Source organism: Methylobacterium gnaphalii (assembly GCF_007992215.1).
GTDB classification, from domain to species: domain Bacteria; phylum Pseudomonadota; class Alphaproteobacteria; order Rhizobiales; family Beijerinckiaceae; genus Methylobacterium; species Methylobacterium gnaphalii.
Genome location: NZ_BJZV01000011.1, coordinates 85,444 through 102,232 on the forward strand (window position 1 = coordinate 85,444; position 16,789 = coordinate 102,232).

General features: G+C 69.5%; 15 protein-coding genes and 1 tRNA gene. 9 read left to right on the forward strand and 7 right to left on the reverse strand.

Going from position 1 to position 16,789, the window contains the following annotated elements; translation table 11 throughout:
• Positions 1–86: 86 nt before the first annotated feature.
• Positions 87–509 carry a GNAT family acetyltransferase gene (locus MGN01_RS11115; RefSeq protein ID WP_147046680.1) on the reverse strand — a complete coding sequence of 141 codons (423 nt, stop codon included), beginning with the start codon at positions 507–509 and terminating at the stop codon, positions 87–89.
• Between the two features lie 35 nt (positions 510–544).
• Between MGN01_RS11115 and MGN01_RS11120 the strand changes: the two genes are divergently transcribed.
• The 6 genes from MGN01_RS11120 (at position 545) to MGN01_RS11145 (ending at position 6,146) form a co-directional block, all read left to right on the forward strand.
• Positions 545–1,162: a glycosyltransferase family protein gene (locus MGN01_RS11120; RefSeq protein ID WP_147046681.1), complete on the forward strand. Its 618-nt coding sequence runs from the start codon at positions 545–547 to the stop codon at positions 1,160–1,162.
• The gene (locus MGN01_RS11125; RefSeq protein ID WP_147046682.1) at positions 1,159–1,815 is read left to right on the forward strand and encodes a class I SAM-dependent methyltransferase; all 657 of its coding nucleotides are present in this window, start codon (positions 1,159–1,161) and stop codon (positions 1,813–1,815) included. Before MGN01_RS11120 ends, MGN01_RS11125 begins: the two co-directional genes overlap by 4 nt.
• Positions 1,816–1,942: 127 nt before the next feature.
• On the forward strand, positions 1,943–4,447 hold the full coding sequence (locus MGN01_RS11130) for a caspase family protein (RefSeq protein WP_147046683.1): 2,505 nt from the start codon (positions 1,943–1,945) through the stop codon (positions 4,445–4,447).
• A complete protein-coding gene (locus tag MGN01_RS11135; protein ID WP_147046684.1) occupies positions 4,444–4,953 on the forward strand; it encodes a DinB family protein in 510 nt (169 codons plus the stop codon). Before MGN01_RS11130 ends, MGN01_RS11135 begins: the two co-directional genes overlap by 4 nt.
• A gap of 125 nt (positions 4,954–5,078) precedes the next feature.
• Positions 5,079–5,546, forward strand: coding sequence for a hypothetical protein (locus tag MGN01_RS11140; RefSeq protein ID WP_147046685.1), 468 nt, complete (start codon positions 5,079–5,081; stop codon positions 5,544–5,546).
• A 123-nt stretch (positions 5,547–5,669) separates the two neighbouring features.
• Positions 5,670–6,146 (forward strand): hypothetical protein, encoded by a 477-nt coding sequence (locus tag MGN01_RS11145; protein WP_147046686.1) that lies wholly within the window; start codon positions 5,670–5,672, stop codon positions 6,144–6,146.
• Between the two features lie 97 nt (positions 6,147–6,243).
• Here the strand turns inward: MGN01_RS11145 and MGN01_RS11150 are convergent, their stop codons facing one another.
• The 3 genes from MGN01_RS11150 to MGN01_RS11160 all read right to left on the reverse strand — a co-directional run bounded on the left by MGN01_RS11150 (position 6,244) and on the right by MGN01_RS11160 (position 7,204).
• A complete protein-coding gene (locus MGN01_RS11150; protein WP_147046687.1) occupies positions 6,244–6,531 on the reverse strand; it encodes an MTH1187 family thiamine-binding protein in 288 nt (95 codons plus the stop codon).
• Positions 6,532–6,617: 86 nt separating this feature from the next.
• Positions 6,618–6,692: transfer RNA gene (locus tag MGN01_RS11155), tRNA-Gly, on the reverse strand.
• A 158-nt stretch (positions 6,693–6,850) separates the two neighbouring features.
• Positions 6,851–7,204, reverse strand: coding sequence for a DUF6460 domain-containing protein (locus tag MGN01_RS11160; protein WP_147046688.1), 354 nt, complete (start codon positions 7,202–7,204; stop codon positions 6,851–6,853).
• Between the two features lie 253 nt (positions 7,205–7,457).
• Between MGN01_RS11160 and MGN01_RS11165 the strand changes: the two genes are divergently transcribed.
• Complete coding sequence (locus MGN01_RS11165) at positions 7,458–8,420, forward strand: alpha/beta hydrolase (protein WP_147046689.1); 963 nt, start codon at positions 7,458–7,460, stop codon at positions 8,418–8,420.
• 34 nt (positions 8,421–8,454) lie between these two features.
• Here MGN01_RS11165 and MGN01_RS11170 read toward each other — a convergent pair whose 3' ends face one another.
• On the reverse strand, positions 8,455–9,054 hold the full coding sequence (locus MGN01_RS11170; RefSeq protein ID WP_147046690.1) for a YgjV family protein: 600 nt from the start codon (positions 9,052–9,054) through the stop codon (positions 8,455–8,457).
• A 225-nt stretch (positions 9,055–9,279) separates the two neighbouring features.
• Here MGN01_RS11170 and MGN01_RS11175 point away from each other — a divergent pair, with 225 nt between their 5' ends.
• Positions 9,280–11,874, forward strand: coding sequence for a ligase-associated DNA damage response DEXH box helicase (locus MGN01_RS11175; RefSeq protein ID WP_147046691.1), 2,595 nt, complete (start codon positions 9,280–9,282; stop codon positions 11,872–11,874).
• A gap of 35 nt (positions 11,875–11,909) precedes the next feature.
• Complete coding sequence (gene pdeM, locus MGN01_RS11180) at positions 11,910–12,623, forward strand: ligase-associated DNA damage response endonuclease PdeM (RefSeq protein WP_147046774.1); 714 nt, start codon at positions 11,910–11,912, stop codon at positions 12,621–12,623.
• A 185-nt stretch (positions 12,624–12,808) separates the two neighbouring features.
• On the opposite strand, the gene MGN01_RS11185 is transcribed toward pdeM, so the two are convergent.
• Together MGN01_RS11185 and MGN01_RS11190 are read right to left on the reverse strand one after the other, a co-directional pair.
• Entirely contained in the window at positions 12,809–13,246 is a 438-nt protein-coding gene (locus MGN01_RS11185; RefSeq protein ID WP_147046692.1) for a DUF3429 domain-containing protein, read from the reverse strand.
• A 201-nt stretch (positions 13,247–13,447) separates the two neighbouring features.
• The gene (locus tag MGN01_RS11190; RefSeq protein WP_147046693.1) at positions 13,448–16,561 is read right to left on the reverse strand and encodes a tetratricopeptide repeat protein; all 3,114 of its coding nucleotides are present in this window, start codon (positions 16,559–16,561) and stop codon (positions 13,448–13,450) included.
• Positions 16,562–16,789 lie beyond the last annotated feature (228 nt).

Consider the following 16,789-nt stretch of genomic DNA (forward strand, 5'->3'; position numbering starts at 1 on the left):
TTCTCGCGCGGCGTGAGACCTCAACCGAAATTCAGCCGGCCATGTTCCAGCCCTCGACGCCCGCGACTGTTCGGTGGTGCAGGGGGCTAAAGCCAGCGCTCCATCACGGTGCGCGGGCTCTCGGCCCAACCGATCCGCTCGTAGAAGGCGCGCACGGCCGTGTTGGTCTTACGCACCAGGAGTTGTGCCTTGCGGATGCCGCGCGCGCGCAGCCAGTCCTCACCTGCCCGCACCATGACCCGCCCGAATCCGGCATCGCGATGGGCCGGATCGACGGCGACGTAGTAGAGCCAGCCGCGGTGGCCGTCATGTCCCACCATGGCGGATGCAACGACCCCGTGATCGGCCAGGGTCCCGACGAGGATGTCGGAGTTCTCACGGCCTGCCGCGAGATCGATGTCGGCGTCCGGATCGTTGTACGGCACCACGAGCCCGCAGGTGATCCAGAGGGCCTTGACCGAGCCGCGATCGGCGTCCGTTAAGGCTCTGATGCTCAGCGTTCCGTCCATACCGCGGTCTCGTGCCCGTGCTACAGACCGCCACCATGGACGCTCCGACCCAACCTCCTAAAGCCGCGACGGGCTCCCCGAAAACCCTTGCCTTCGTGGCGAGCGAGGATGCCGTCTTTGCCGCACATGGCCTGCCGATGGCCCGATCTGCGGTGGCGGTGGGCCTGGCGGTGGTGGTCATCACGCGGATCGGCACGCACCGCGAGGCCATCGAGGCTACCGGCGCGCGCCTGATCGCGCTGGAAGGCGGCCAATCGGGGATCAACCCCATGACCGCGGGCTACGCGGCAGGGCAGGTCTCGGCGATGCTGAAGGCGCTTAGGGCCGACATCGTGCATTGTGTCGGGCTGCGCGGCATCCTCGTCGGCGGCACGGCCGCGGCGATGGCCGGCATTGCGAACCGCGTCTTCGCGCCGGGCGAGTTCTCGGGGAAAGGCGGCCGGCTATCGCGGCTCGCTGTGAAAGGCCTGCTCCGCGGGCCGCTGGCGAGCCGGAACACGCGCTATCTGTTCGAGAACGCAGACGACGCCCGTGCCCTCGGCCTCGACCCGGCAGATACCGCCGTGACCATCCTCGACCGGAGAGGCAGCGATGCCGGGGCGGCCATCGGTCATGCTGTCGCCGGCATCTACGCGGAGTTGCTCTCCGCGTGACCCCATCCCGCGACCCACTCGCCTTCATCCGTGCGAATACGCGTCTGATCCCGGTGCCGCATGCGCCGGAGATCCGGCTGCACGTCGCCGACGAGGCGACCGAGCTCTGGCAGAAGACCGAGGAAGAGCTCGAAGAGATCGGCCTGCCGCCGCCATTCTGGGCCTTCGCCTGGGCGGGCGGCCAGGCGCTCGCCCGCTACATCCTCGACCATCCCGAGACGGTCGCTGGCAAGCGCCTGCTCGACTTCGCCTCCGGCTCCGGCCTCGTCGCTATCGCCGCCGTGAAGGCAGGCGCCGCTCATGTGCTCGCAAGCGACCTCGACGCCTTCGCCCTTGCCGCCATCCCCCTCAACGCTGCCGCCAACGGCGTCGCCGACCGGATCACCGCGACGGGCGAAAACCTCATCGGCAGCGACGATCCCTTCGACGGCGTCCTTGCCGCAGACATCTTCTACGAGCGCGACCTCGCCGGCGCCGTCGGCGCCTGGCTCCAGGAGCGGCATATGCGCGGCACGACCGTGTTGATCGGCGATCCCGGCCGCTCCTACCTGCCGCGCGACCGGCTCGAGGCCATCGCGACCTACGAGGTGCCGGTGACGCGCTCCCTCGAAGATGCTGAGATCAAGCGATCGAGCGTCTGGCGGTTTCGCTGACGGCGCGGTCCATCCGCCGACGCACCGCGAAATAGCCCCGATTGACGGTTCAATCTCCATTCATGAGGGGAAGAGCGCTGTCGTGCCGCCCCGGCTCGTCTATCGAGCCAGCCGAGGGAGGCTCTTCATGCGCGCAGCGTCGCGGTTTCTCGCTCTTCTGACGATCCTGTCGTTGTGCCTCCTCGGTAGTCTCGCCCAGGCAGACCCGGCGCCGGGCGGATCCGAGAAGCGGATCGCCCTCGTCATCGGCAATGCCGGCTACAAGGCCGGCGAATTGGCAACACCCGCCAACGATGCCGGCCTCGTCGCGCAGACTTTGCAGGCGGCCGGCTTCGACGTCGTCGGCGCCCGCGACCTCGACGAAGATGCGCTGCGGCGCGCGATGCGCGACTTCACCGACAAGGCCGCGCAATCGGGGCCGGATACGGTCGCCTTCGTCTACCTCGCTGGCTACGGCCTCCAGCTCAATGGGGAGAACTACTTCACGCCGGTCGACGCCGAGATCGCCTCCGCCGCCGAGGTGCCTGTGCGGGCGCTGCGGCTGTCCGACTATAAGCGCCAACTCGCCGCGACCCCGCTGAAGGCGCGCTTCATGGTGCTCGATGCGGCCCGCACCTCGCCCTTCGCCAAGACCGGCGATCCGCTCGCCGGCGGTCTCGCCCTGACCGAGGCGGAGCCCGGCTCGCTCGTTGCCTTCAACGCGGCACCCGGGACGGTCGGCCCGCAGGAGAAGGGGCCGTACGGCGCCTATGCCCGGGCGCTGGTCGAGATGATCCGCGAGGGCGGCCTGCCGCCGGCGGAGCTGTTCGACCGCGTCCGCCTGCGCGTCAGCGAGACCACGCAGGGCGGTGAGGTGCCGTGGAGTGTCTCGCGGATCGAGGGCAGCTTCGAGTTCTTCAAGCGCGCGGCCGATGCGCCGCCGGTCGCCGACGCCGAGAAGGTCGCGGCCCTCAACCAGCGCCCGCTGAAGGAGATCGGGCCCCAGGACGCCTATGCTGCCTGCCTGCAGCGTGACACGCTGCAGGGCTACGAGGAGTTCGTCTCCGCCTACCCGCGGGATGCGCTGGCCAAACGCGTGCGCGTCCTGATCGCGGCGCGGCGCGAGGCGCAAACATGGCGGCGCAGCTCTCTCGCGGACAGTCCGGACGGCTACTGGTCGTATCTCAGCCGCTACCCGCGCGGGCCGCACGCCTGGGATGCCCGCCGCCGCCTCCGCGAGCTCTCCGTGGCGCTGGAGCCGCCGCCCCATTTCGCCATGCTCGATTACGACGTGCCTCCGCCGCCGCCGGACGAGGTCGTCTATGTCGACCGCCCGACGGTCTATTTCGACGACCCTGCCTACGAACTCGCGCCGCCGCCCCCGCCGCCCGCATTCTTCCTGCCACCGCGGCCGGCCTACATCGTCGACCTGGCGCCACCACCACCCGTCTATGTCGATTACGCCCTGCCGGCGCCGGCTTTCGTGCCGATCCCAGCCTATGTCAGCGCGCCGGCCAACATCGCGGCACCGCCGTACAACGTCTACTACCGGAACATCCACAACGTGACGGCGATCGACGAGATCAACCGACAGAATGTGGAGTTCTCGCGCGAGCGGCGCGGCCCCTCGGCCCTGGCCGTCGGGGCCGGTGCCGTGGCCGGCGCAGCGGCCGGGCTCGCGATCTCGCGTGTCGCACTGCCGCCCGCCGTTGCGAACCGGGCCGCGCTCCCGGGCAACGGTCCGGCAGGCATGAACGGTCCGGGAGGCCGTGCCGGCGTCAGGCCCGGTATCAACGGCAATCCCGCTCTCGCGCCGAACGGCCAACCGGTCATTCCGCAGCAGGCCGCCCGCCCAGGCCAGCCTGGCCTTCCCGGGCAGCCGCAGCAGGGACTTGCGCCAGGCGCGCGTCCGGGGCTCGGTCAGGCGCTCCCGGGCCAGAATGGGCAGCCGCTCCAGCAGCAGGTGAACCGTCCCGGACAGCCCGGGCAGGGACTCGTTCCCGACAACCGGCTCGGACAACCGGGTCTCCCCAACCCGAACGGGCAGGTCCAGCCGCAGCAGGCCAACCGGCCGGGCCAGCCTCTTCAACCCGGTCAGGTGCAGCCGGGCGTTACGCCCGGTCGACCGGCCTTCGGCCAGAGGCCTGCGGGGCAGGGGGGGCCGCAACCGTTGCAACAGGCCAACCGTCCGGGCCAACCGGCACAGGGTCAGCCGCCGCAGAACGGCGCAGCACCGCAAGTCGTGCGGCCGGGCCAGCCTCCGGGAGGAGCAGGCGCCGCTCATCAGCAGGTGATCCAGCAGCGCCAGATGCAGCAGCAGCAGGCAGCCCAGCAGAGGGCGGCGGTCCAGCAGCAGCAGGCCGCCCAACGCCAGCAGATGATGCAGCAGCAGGCGGCGCAGCAGCGCCAGATGCAGATGCAACAGCAGGCTGCCCAGCGGCAGCAGCAGGCTGCCCAGCAGCGGCAGATGATGCAGCAGCAACAGATGCAGCAGCAGCGCGCCGCTCAACAGCAGCAGATCGCGCAGCAGCGTCAAATGCAGATGCAGCAGCAGGCCGCGCAGCGTCAGCAGATGATGGCGCGCCCGCAGCCGCAGCCGCAGCCGCCTCGCGGTGGCGGACGCGTCTGTCCGCCGGGAGTACCGTGCCGGTGATCACGCCGGACTTCGCGCAGACCATGGCGGCCTACAACGCCGTCCTGAATACGAAGATCTACGCCGCGGCGGCGCGTCTCTCCGATGCGGAGCGCAAGGCCGAGCGCGGCGCGTTCTGGCGCTCGATCCATGGCACGCTGAACCATCTCGTCTGGGCCGACCGGATGTGGATGTCACGGATCGACGGCTGGGAGGCTCCGACGCAGACGCTCGCCGAGAGCGGCACAGTGCACGAGGCGTTCGCCGCACTCGCCGAGGCCCGCGAACGGATGGACGCGGACCTCGCCGCCTGGGCCGCGCGGATCGAGCCCGAGTGGCTCGACGGCGCGCTGACCTGGTTCAGCGGCGCGGCCGGTCGCGAGATCACGGCGCCCCGTGGGCTCGTCGTCACCCATCTCTTCAACCACCAGACCCATCACCGCGGACAGGTACACGCCATGTTGACCGCGGCCGGCGAGCGGGTCGGCGATACGGATCTGCCGTTCGTCCTCCCGAGCGGAGGCTGAGCCACGTCTGCCGGATGTGCCGACGCAGTCCAGCCCTGTCGGTGTCGTCGCCTGGCTGCCGTCCTGCCGAAGAATGGCCCGATTGGCGAACCCTGGTCTCGGCGCGATTTCATCAGGAGCGAGACATGCGACCTATTCTCCCCTCCGCCATCGCTGTAGCGCTGGCCACGGCGCTCACCGGCGGAGCCTTGGCACAAGGCCGCCCCAAGGCCCCACCGCCTCCGCCGCCTCAAGGCGCGCCGCCCACTCTCGGCCTGTTCCCGTGCCGGAGCGAGAAGGAGATCTGCTTCGTTGGTGCCGTAAAGGACGGAAAGCTGGTGCTGCTGTTCACAAACGACCCCAAGGGCGAGGAGGCCGTCGGTAAGCCGGTCGGCGCAACCACGGGTGAGGGCGGTGCCGCGCTCGATCTGTCCGCGAACGAGGGCAAGGTCGTGATGCTGACGGGCAGCTACGACGCCAAGGCCGGCGTGGCCAAGGCCGAGGTGGTCGATGTCGCGAGCCCGCTCGTCGCCTTTGCGATCAAGGCCAATGCCGGTGCCGGCGCCGATGACGGCCCGCCCGCGCCGCCGCCTGCGGCCGGCAAGAAACGCTGACGCGATGAGCCGGGCCGGACTCCCGCTAGGGTTGGGAAAACTCCGGCCCGGCCCTTCTCACCCCAAAATGCCCGGCGTAGTTTCCCAAGACTGGTAAACGCTGCGCCAGGGAGGTTTCATCCCATGTCTCGTCTGATCTTTGCCGTTTCCGTCCTCGCCTTGACTTGCGGCGCGACCGCACCGGCCTCGGCCCTCTCGGCGAGCGAATGCTCCACCAAGTACCAGGCGGCCAAGAAGGATGGCACGCTAGGCGGCATGAAGTGGAACGACTTCCGCAAGGCCCAGTGCGGCGCCGACGCCCAGCCTGCCGCCGCGACCACCACGACGGCGCCCGCCGCTGCCCCGGCCACCGCGCCAGCTCAACCGACGGCGAAGGCCCAGCCTGCCGCGAAGCCAGCCGCTCCCGCGGCCTCAGGCTCGGCAGTCTTTCCGAGCAAGATCGATCCGAAATACGCCAGCGAGTCAGCCGGCAAGCAGCGCCAGAAGACCTGCCTGGACCAGTACAACGCCAACAAGGCCAATGGCGGCAATGGCGGCCTGAACTGGATCCAGAAGGGCGGCGGCTACTACTCGGAATGCAACAAGCGCCTGAAGGGCTGACGAATGGGAGCCCGGTCCGCGATGGCCCGGGCTCTTTCCCTTCGGCGGCCTCGGCGAAGGCTCGGTCGAACTGCGTCGCCGCAGTCCGGGCTCATGCTCAGGACACGGCGGCGAGCTTGTCTGCCATGGTCTGCTCCTTGTCGCGCCGCGACCCGAAGACCATTGTGTAGAACAGCCGCGGGACGCCGAGCGAGGTCAGCTTCGCCTCGCATTCCTCGATCAGCTTGCAGATGTCGGCGAGTTCGCCCTCGATGTTGGTGCCGTTGGCGTGCATCTCGGCATTGAGCGGGCTCGCATCGATGATCGCCTTGATCTCCTTCACATAGGGAGACACGGACGGGCCGACGCCCATCGGCACGATGCAGAGATCAGCGATAACGCGCATGGTCGGCCTCCCGGCTGTGACGGCGAGCACGCAACGCCCTCACGCCGATCCGGCTCGACCGAAAGTCCATTGATGGGAATTGAAACTGGAGCGGGCGAAGGGATTCGAACCCTCGACCCCAACCTTGGCAAGGTTGTGCTCTACCCCTGAGCTACACCCGCTCGCAGCGGGTCCGTGGCAGCGCCGTCGGACCCGAACGGCGCTCTCTAAACACCATTCCGTCGGAGGTTGCAAGCCTCGCTTTGACGGCTTCGGATCATTCTTTCGCCACGGCGTGCGAACCCGCCGAACCAACATGATACCGCCGCCTGAAGCGGCATTATTTCCCCATCGCAAGGAAGCGCGTGATCAGCCAGAGCGGTACCACGACGACAGCGCCGGCAAGGATCCAGCGGCCGAACTCGTGAAACGTGTCGAGGCCGAGTTCGATCAAGGCACGCCCGGTATCGTAGAGGCGCCAGAACAGCTGCCCCGGCGAAAGCCCGAGCATGGCCATCGCCGCGCCGACGAGCACGGAGAGGAACAGCAGCTTGATGAAGACGGCGACCGGCGAGCCGCCAAGGAAACGGCGTAGGCTGGAGCCCCGTCCGTGATCGTAGGCGCGCGGGTCGCCGACTTCGGGCAGGTCCCGATAAGGGGTGGCGCGACTGCGTCGATCCTGATCGCCGATCATGCCTCGTATCCCGTCTCCTGCCGCCGCGCTGGCGAGAATGTCGTGCCAGAGAGGTGATGCGTAGATCGGCGTTTCACAACGGCGCCTGGTCGGCGCAAGCGTGTCCGCCGCGACACAGCTCAGCGAAACCGCTCTGGCCGGAGAGCGTTACGCTCTTTCCCCAGCTCGCTCGAGATGCAACCCGGATCGGGCGGGTCGTATCAAAATGGACGGCCCGCGCGGCTGACACGCGATTCTCGTTCGGGAAGCATCCATGCTCGATCATGCCTTGTTCGACCCGGCGACGATCGACCCAGAAACACGTCGTCTCAACGAGGAGATCCGCAAGGACCAGGCGAGCCAACCCGACCCGTGGTCGATGCCCATCGCGGAGGCGAGGGCGCTGCGGTCGAAGGGCTCAATCGCCTTTCCTCGGCTCAAGCGCAGCGCGCGCGCCGAGACGATCACGGTCGAGGGGCCCGGCGGACCGGTCGCGCTGCGCGTCATCCGTCCACAGGGCAAGGCGGCCGAGAAGCCACGAGGCGCCTACCTGCACATCCATGGCGGCGGCTGGGTTTTCGGTGGGGCCGACCAACAGGACCCGTGGCTCGAGCGCATCGCTGACACCTGCGGCTTCGTCTGCCTCTCGGTGGAATACCGGCTGGCGCCCGAGCATCCCTATCCGGCCGCGCTCGAGGATTGCGAGGCAGCGGCGCTCTGGCTCGCCGGGCCGGGCAGGGCGAGCCTCAACGTCTCCTCGCTGACCATAGGCGGCGAGTCGGTCGGCGCGCATCTCGCCGTCTCGACCCTGCTGCGCCTGCGCGACCATCACGACCAGCCTCGCGCTTTTCGCGGCGCCAATCTCAATTGCGGATTCTTCGATCTCGGCCTGACGCCGAGCGTGCGCGCCTGGGGTGAGGAGCGCCTCGTCAACAACACCCGCGACCTCGAGACCTTCGCCAACGGCTTCTGCGCGGGGAAGGTCGATCGCCGCCAGCCGGAGATCTCGCCGCTCTATGCAGACCTGAAGGGCCTGCCGCCGGCCCTGTTCTCGGTGGGCACCGCCGACGCGCTTCTCGACGACACGCTCTATATGTCGGCCCGCTGGGCGGCCGCCGGCAATGGCGGCCATACCGCGATCTATCCCGGCGGCTGCCACGTCTTCATCCGCTATCCCGGCCCACTCACCGAGCGTGCGCAGGAGCTGAGCGAGCGGTTCCTGATGGCGCTAGCCTGAGGGGCGTCGATCTTCGGCGACCGAAACGCGGCGTTCAGCGCGCGCCCTCGGCCATTGGAACGGCGCTCTCCGCCGAGGCGGGCTCGGCCTGGGCATGCCCGGCCCGAAGCAGGGCGATGGCGAGGCCCGAGATCGTCAGCAGGTCGCAAGTGAGGGCGAAGGCGGAGCCGACGAGGAAGTTGTGCCCGGCCCAGCACAGGGACGCTCCGAGGAAGAGCAGCCGCATGGCATGCGCGTCGGCTTGAAGCCGGGCACAGGTCGCGAACACGGCGCCGATCGCGGCGCATCCCGAGGGCCAGCCGTTCCAGGTCGCGAGCGTCAGCGAGGCCGCAACAAGAGCGCTCGCGACGAAGACGGGCGCGACGAGGCCAGCCCGGGCGCGCGAGCCGAGGCAGAGCGCGGAAACAAGGCTCTGCAGGACGGAGATCGAGCACAAGGCCGCGCCGGTGAATGCCCCGAGATGCAGGAAGTGCAGCGCAAAGCAGGTCGAGCATGCCGCCGAGGTCAACAGGATCCACAGGCGGCGCGGCATCGTGCCGGCGGCGAAGCCGAGGCACATGCCGAGCATCCCGAAGCCGTCGAGATGCCCCCCGGCGGCGTTCAACCAGGCAGCGGCGAGATCGGTGGGGGTCATGATCGAGGCTCGGGGGAGGGCGCGTTTTCGCGCCGTTGGCTCACCAGCCGCTAGGCCCGCATGGTATCCGGATGGTTAACGAAAATTCGCCGGGCCGGGCGCCGTGGCCCCTCTGCCGCACTGCACCACGCGGCAACCCTGCCGTTCCGCCATTCACTCCCTAGATAGGGCTGACGCCTTGTCTCGCCGCTGACAGGGGCGCTCCCGCATCCCGGTCACGGCCCTTTGCCTGCCTTGTCCCTGCCTCAGCGTTTTTCCGACTGGTTCGCCTCCCGCCGATGGCAGCCGCGCACGCACCAGCTCGCGCTCCTGGAGAATGCCCGTGCGGGTCGCTCCACGCTGCTCGTGGCGCCGACCGGCGCCGGCAAGACGCTCGCCGGCTTCCTGCCGTCGCTCGTCGCGCTGAGCGAGACGCGGCGGAAATGGACCGAGTACGGGCTGCACACGCTCTACGTCTCGCCGCTCAAGGCGCTTGCGGTGGACATCGCCCGCAACCTCGACGCGCCGATCGAAGAGATGGGATTGCCGATCCGGGTCGAGACCCGCACCGGCGACACACCCTCGCACAAGCGTACCCGCCAGATTGCCCGGCCGCCTGACATCCTGCTCACCACACCCGAGCAGCTCTCGTTGCTGCTGGCCCACCGCGAGGCCGCGGAGCTGTTGGGCGGGCTCCGGCACGTCGTGCTCGACGAGCTGCACGCGCTGGTCACCTCGAAGCGCGGGGACCTGCTCTCGCTGGCGCTGGCGCGGCTGCGCCGGCTGAGCCCAGAGGCCACGGCAATCGGGCTCTCGGCGACGGTGCGCGAGCCGGACGAGTTGCGGCGTTATCTGGTGGGGCAGAGGCCTAATCCCGTCGTTGCCAGCGAACACGACGCGATCCAGAGCCGGGCCTCCGGGGTGGCGGGTGTGGCCCCGCAATGCTCCGCTGACGCGCGCGAGGACGGACGGGGACATCCGATGGCCGACCTTGTCGTCGTCGAGGGCGGCGCCAAGGCCGATCTGCGCATGCTCGACATCGATCGGACGCTGCCGCTCGCCGGGCACACCGCCTGGCACTCGATGCCGGCGATCTACGAGCTGATCCGCGAGCACCGCACCGTGCTGGTCTTCGTCAACACGCGCTTGCAGGCCGAGTACACGTTTCAGGAGCTCTGGCGCCTCAACGATGACGTCCTGCCGATCGCGATCCATCACGGTTCGCTCGACGCCGCGCAGCGCCGCCGCGTCGAGGCCGCGATGGCGGCCGGGCAGCTGCGGGCCATCGTCTGCACCGCGACGCTCGATCTCGGCATCGACTGGGGCGACGTCGATCTCGTCGTGAACATCGGTGCGCCGAAGGGCGCGAGCCGGATCATGCAGCGGATCGGGCGCGCCAACCACCGCATGGACGAGCCCTCGAAGGCCTATCTCGTGCCGGGCAACCGCTTCGAGATGCTGGAATGCCGGGCCGCGCTCGATGCCGTCGAGGATGCGGCGCAGGACACGCCGGACGCCCGCATCGGCGCGCTGGACGTGCTCGCCCAGCACGTCCTCGGTATGGCCTGCGCCGACGCCTTCGATGCGAACGAACTCTACGACGAGATCGTCTCGGCCGCGCCCTACCAGTACCTGACCTGGGAGATGTTCGAGGCGGTCGTCGACTACGTCGCCACGGGCGGCTACGCGCTGCGCGCCTACGAGCGCTTCGCCAAGATCCTGCGCGGCCCCGATGGGCTTTGGCGGGTGCGGGATGCGCGGGTCGCCCAGCAATACCGCATGAATGTCGGCACCATCGTCGAGGCGGCACGGGTCAAGGTGCGGCTCACGCGGCACCTGCGCGGCAAGCCCGGGACGGTGGTGCCGAAATCGGGACGTGTGCTCGGCGAGATCGAGGAGGAGTTCGGCGAGACCCTGACAGTGGGCGACACCTTCCTGTTCGCCGGTGAGGTGCTGCGCTTCGAGGGGATGTCGGAGGACGATTGCCTCGTGACCCGCGCCAAGGGTGCGGAGGACCCGGCGATTCCCTCCTATGCCGGATCCAAGTTCCCGCTCTCGACCTTTCTCGCCGCGCGGGTGAGAGCGATCATCGCCGATCCGTTCGAGTGGGACCGGCTGCCGCCGCAGCTCGCGAACTACCTGGTGCAGCAGCGCCGGCACTCGGTGCTGCCAGGCGAGCGCGACCTGCTGGTCGAGACGTTTCCGCGCGGCAACCGCTTCTATCTCACTGCCTTCCCGTTCGAGGGTCGGCTCGCGCATCAGACGCTCGGCATGCTCCTGACGCGGCGGCTGGAGCGGGCCGGGCTGCGTCCGCACGGCTTCGCCGCCAACGATTACGGCATCGCAATCTGGACCGGCCGCGACGTCGGCGAGCGCATGGCCATCGATCCCGGCTTCGCCGAGGCGCTGTTCGCTGAGGACATGCTCGGTGACGACCTCGAAGCCTGGCTCGACGAATCCGCGATGATGAAGCGGACGTTCCGGCAATGTGCCGTGATCGCCGGGCTGATCGAGCGGCGCTATCCGGGCCAGAAGAAGACCGGCCGGCAGGTCACCATCTCCACCGACCTGATCTACGACGTGCTGCGCAAGCACCAGCCCGACCACCTGCTCCTGCAGGCTGCGCGGCAGGATGCGGCAACCGGACTCCTCGACGTGGCCCGCCTCGGCATGATGCTAAGACGCATCAAGGGGCGAATCACCCACAAAGCACTGGAACGGGTCTCGCCCCTCTCCGTATCCGTCATGCTCGAGATCGGGCGTGAGCGGGTCTACGGGGAGGGGGCCGACGAGATTCTGGCCGAAGCCGAAGCAGAGCTTCTCCAAGAGGCCCTGGCGTGAGCGATTCCTCCCATCGTTTCGATGAGGATGCGATCTTGGCGCTCGGCCTGAGACTGGAAAAAACCGTGAAGGCGGCGGGGCTGATGCTCGCTGGCGAGACCCTGACCCTGGACCGCACCGGCGCGCTGTGGCTGGAGGCGCATCGGACCTTGGTGGTGTCGGACCTGCACCTGGAGAAGGGATCGTCCTTCGCCGAGCGCTCGGGCCAGTTCCTGCCGCCCTACGACACCCGCGAGACCCTGTCCTGCCTGCACGAGGTGATCCAGCGGCTCGATCCAACCCGCGTCGTGGCGCTGGGGGATTCCTTCCACGATGCCCGCGGACCGGAGCGGCTGGAACCGGGCGACCGCGCCATGGTCGCCGCCCTTCAGGCTGGGCGGGACTGGGTCTGGATCGCCGGAAATCACGATGCGACGGTGAATGAGGGGATCGGCGGACGCTATTGCGAGAGCCTCGCGATCGGCGGCCTCACGCTGCGACACGAGCCTGCGCGCGATGCCGCGCCGGGCGAGATCGCCGGACATCTCCACCCCTGCGGCAAGGTGACGATGCGGGGGCGCAGCGTGCGGCGGCGCTGCTTCGTGACGGACGAGCGCCGGCTGGTGATGCCCGCCTTCGGCGCGTTGACCGGAGGTCTGAACGTCCGTGCGGCAGCGTTCGACCCGCTGTTCCCGCAGGGCTTCACCGCGCATCTCCTAGGCGATGGGCGCGTCTTCGCCATCGGCCGCGCGATGCTGGGCAAGGATTAGACGTTCGGCGCGATCGGTCGGGCGACGCCCGGCGCTCGGCGGGACAGCGCCGGACGCGGACGATCCGGCTGCCGGTCTCGCGCCGACGCTGCAGCGCGGCCTGCACAGCATGATCCAGGCGCTGGATGAAGGCGGCCTTTCGGCGGGAAACCGTAACTACGTTTTCGCAGTCTGCTCCGAGGGGCTCACGCCGCGACCAGCAGGCTTACCCCTGCCACCGCTGACAGGATCAGCCGCAGCTTGCCCATCCAGGGCGGAGCCAGGCCGCGGCGGCTGAGGTCTTGGTCGATCACGCCCCAGAGCAGGACGAGGCCGCCGAGCATACGCAGATCCCAGGGCGCGGGGACGGCGAGGGCGGCCCAGGCCAGGAGAGAGGGCACGACCGCGAGAAGATAGTCGGCATTGCCGGCGCTGCGCGCCGCGGCAGCGCCCCAACGGATGCCGCCGAGGAAGGATGCGATCACCGCCCCATAGGCGGAGAGGATCGTGCGTGGCGACAGGCCGATCATGCCAAACCCGCCATCCGTCCCGCTGACCGAGAGCGCGGCGAAGCCGAGGAAGGGCACAAGCCCGGCGACGCCGAGGACGAAGGCGCCCATCGGCATCGTGTTTAAGCGCGGCATGAGATCTCCCGCTCGAGGCGCGATCGATCCGCCGTGCTCGGCCGGTCCTGCCTCCCCATCAATCGCATGCCCCTGCCGCCAACGCGTTGTGAACCGCATGGCGGTCCTGAGAAGCCGGGCCGGCGGCTGCAGAGATTACACGCGCAGATGCGGGTGGTTCCGGCAACCGGGGCGTTTCGGCACAGGGGGCGACACGCCCGCTCAGACGCCGGTGCGTGAGCCCGTGTGGGTGAGGCTGCCGGTGGGCGAGCCGGGTGGGGGCGCGCCGAGCAGCGACATCGCCGCGGGTGCGGCCGCCTTGGGCTGGGGCGGGTCGTTCGCGGAGGGGTCGGCCACCTTGGCCTTGTAGGCCGAGGCGAGGGCCTTGGCCGCAGCGAGATCCTTGGGCGCGAGCTTGGCGGCGACGTCGTCCCGCTTCTTGCCGGCCTCCTCGTCACCCTGCGCAGCGGCGGCGGAGAACCAGGCATAGGACTGGATGAGATCCTGGCCGACGCCGAGCCCACGGGCATAGAGCACAGCGAGATTGTACTGGCTGTCACGGACGCCGAACTCGGCAGCGCGGCGGAACCAGCTGGAGGCGGTGGCAAAGTCCGGCTTGCCGGTGGCGCTTGGATTCTCGGCGTGCAGCACGGCGAGGTTGTGCATCGCGCGAACGTTGCCGCGGTCGGCAGCGCGGCCGTACCAGGTCTTGGCCTGGCCGAGGTCGCGGATCACGCCGGATCCCTTCTCGAAGAAGCTGCCGAGCTTGAACTGCGCTGGAGCGTAGCCCGCCTCCGCCAGCTTTTCGTAGAGCTTGGCGGCGACGGCGAGGTCGCGCGGCATGCCGCGGCCATCGGCCTCGCGGGCGGCGAGCTCGTAAATCGCAGCGCCGTCTCCGTCGAGGGCGGCCTGCTTGAGGGTGGCGAGACCGGCCGGAACCGAGGACAGTTCGCGGCTGAGCGAGGCCATGGTCGCGACCTTCGGGATCGCGGTCTGGGCCGGAGCGGAGGGCGCGCTCTCGTCGATGCGGGCGGTCACGTCAGCCTTCGGGGCGGCCGCAGCGGCATCGGCGATCGACTGAGTCGTCAGCGGACCAGCGGAGGGAGCAACGGCAGGAGCCGGCGCAGCCTGAGCGGCAGCGGCCTCATTGGCTGGTGGCTCGACGGCAGCCGGCTTGGCAGCGGCCATCGGCGTCGCAGGCTCTGCCTGACTTGCAGGGCTGCCCATTTCGTAAGCCTGGAGCGCTCCGAGGATGAGCACCACTGCGGCGAGGCCGAGGATCAGGGGACGGCGGCGCTTTTCGAGACCGCCGAGCAGGCGCCCGACGATGCCCGTCGCGGCCGGAGCGGAGGGGCTGATGCGCGCGGCGCGAGGGGACTCGCGGCGCTCGGGAGCAGCCGATGCTTCCGCGGCGATATCGGCCTGGGCGGCCTGAGCGGCACGGCGCGCGGCAGCGATGAAGCTGGTCTTGATGTCGCTGGCCGGGGCGGCCGACGTTTCGGACGCAGCGCTGCGGGGGGGAATCGGCCGGCCGGCGCCGGGCTCCAGGAGCTCGTCGCCGAGGCTCGTCGGCTCCGAGGCCGGCTCTGCACGGCGCGCGGCGCGGCTGCGCGGGGCAGAGACCGGGATGGTCTCGATCTTGGGGGCGCCGAGCGTGGTCGAAGCGCGAAGCTGCTCCCCGAGCGAGGCGTTCTCGTCCTTTGCCGGCTGACGGATGATGGGGCCGGTGTCCGGCATGCCGAGCCGATCGGCGAGCCGGGTCAGCACCGAGTTCAGGCCGTCCATCGTCGCCTGCATGCGCTGGTCGGCACTGATCTGGCGAGCACGCAGCTCGTCGAGGTCGGCGCGGAAGGCATCGAGCTTGGCCGGAGCCGCACCGATGCCCTCGGAGCCGATCGTCTCGGAAAGGGCACGGCGCGTGGCACGCTCGACGGCGGCCTCGACGGCGGTATCGTCGCGCAGGGCGGAGATCTGGGTCAGCAGCTCGCCCATCGTCCGTTCGAGGCCGGCCAGGGCCGGGTCGACAGCGCGGGTATCGAGGCGCTGGGCCAGGCTGACGACGTGATTCTCCAGGGAGTCGAGGTTGCCGCTGCCGGAGTCGACGCGGTCGACCTTCTCGGCGATGCCGCGCAGGAGCGCGTGCATCGAGGCGATCTCGGATTCCGGCGCCGCCGGGCGGTGAAGGGTCTCGCCGATCGTCTCCAGGCGGCCGATCAGGTCGCGCACCGGGTTGACGTCGACACGGCTCTGCAAGTCGGCGATCTGAGCGCTCATCGACTGCAGGCCTTGGGCGAGGCTCTGGATGCGCTCGGGACCGGCAAGGCCGGCGATCATCTGGCGGATCTCGTCGAGCTCGCGGTGGACGCCGTCGAGCGCATTCTGGTCGGCATGGCTCGAGGCAGCGCCGTCAGCGCGGCGTGCCAGCCGCTCGACTTCACCGGCGAGACGAGCCTGGACGTTGTCGGCAAATTCCTCAGCCAGTGCTTCGGCCTGCCGGCGCATCGCCTCGATCGGGGCAGCGAACTCGGCCGGATCGCGCGAGCGATGCACGTCTTCGGAGAGCGAGCGCATCGCCTGTTCGAGGGCGCTGACGTCGCGGCCGGTGGCGAGGTTGCCCAGGGACTCACGCAGGCGCGCGGTCTCGGCCTGAAGCTCGGCGATGACCGGTGAGGGGGCGGCGACCGTAGCGGCCGGCTGCGCCATCGCTCCGTCGGCATCGAGCTCGCGCTGACGACGGCGGACCTCGTCCACGGCCACGCGCATCTCGGCGGCGATGGGACGACCGCGGCGCCCGAGGGGGCGAGCGCCACCGGATTGGGCGGACATCTCGCCCATGCGACGCTCGATCTCGGCGAGCCGCTCGGCGATATGGTCGACCTTGGCTTCAGTGGGCGCCTCCGCGCGCTGGACGCCGCGGTCCTCCTTGAGGGTGCGGTCGAGGGCGTCGAGGCGGCGCATCATCTCGCCGATCGAGGCCGCGGCCGGCTCCGCAGCCGCGGGAGTGGCGGCCCGTGCGGTCGCAGATGCCTTTACAGCCTTCGGTTTCGGCGACGGACTGGCTGCCGGCGCTGGAGCAGAAGCCGCGCTCGCCTCGGGAGCGGGCGCAGGCTCGGCTGCCCGCTTTGCAGCCTGCGCCTCAGGCGCCGCCACGGTCTCACTTCTGGCGGCACGGTTTCGCTGCCGGGTTGTTGCAGGTTTCGCCTCGGCTTTTTCGGGCGCGACGACGGATGCGATCCAGGTTTCAAGGGGGACGCCGGCGCGCTGGGCGACCTCGCGCGCAGCCTCGATCACGTCGGGATCGAAGCCTTCGAGGCTGAGCGTCGCAGTACGTCTCATCGTCTGACCCAGGGTCGGAGGCGTCGTTCGGCGGATCTTCACCCAGAGGCGCAACGCGCAAAGCGGGCAAAAACCTGAACGGTCCAGGCGACCTTTAACAATCTTGGTAAACCCCTGGTTAATTCCGGCCGCGCTCCCCTTGAGCGGACCCGGAATTCCGGTTTTTGCGCGTGTCGATCGCGGAAGGGTCTTCCCCGGCCGGGCCGGATAGTTTACATATGAACCATC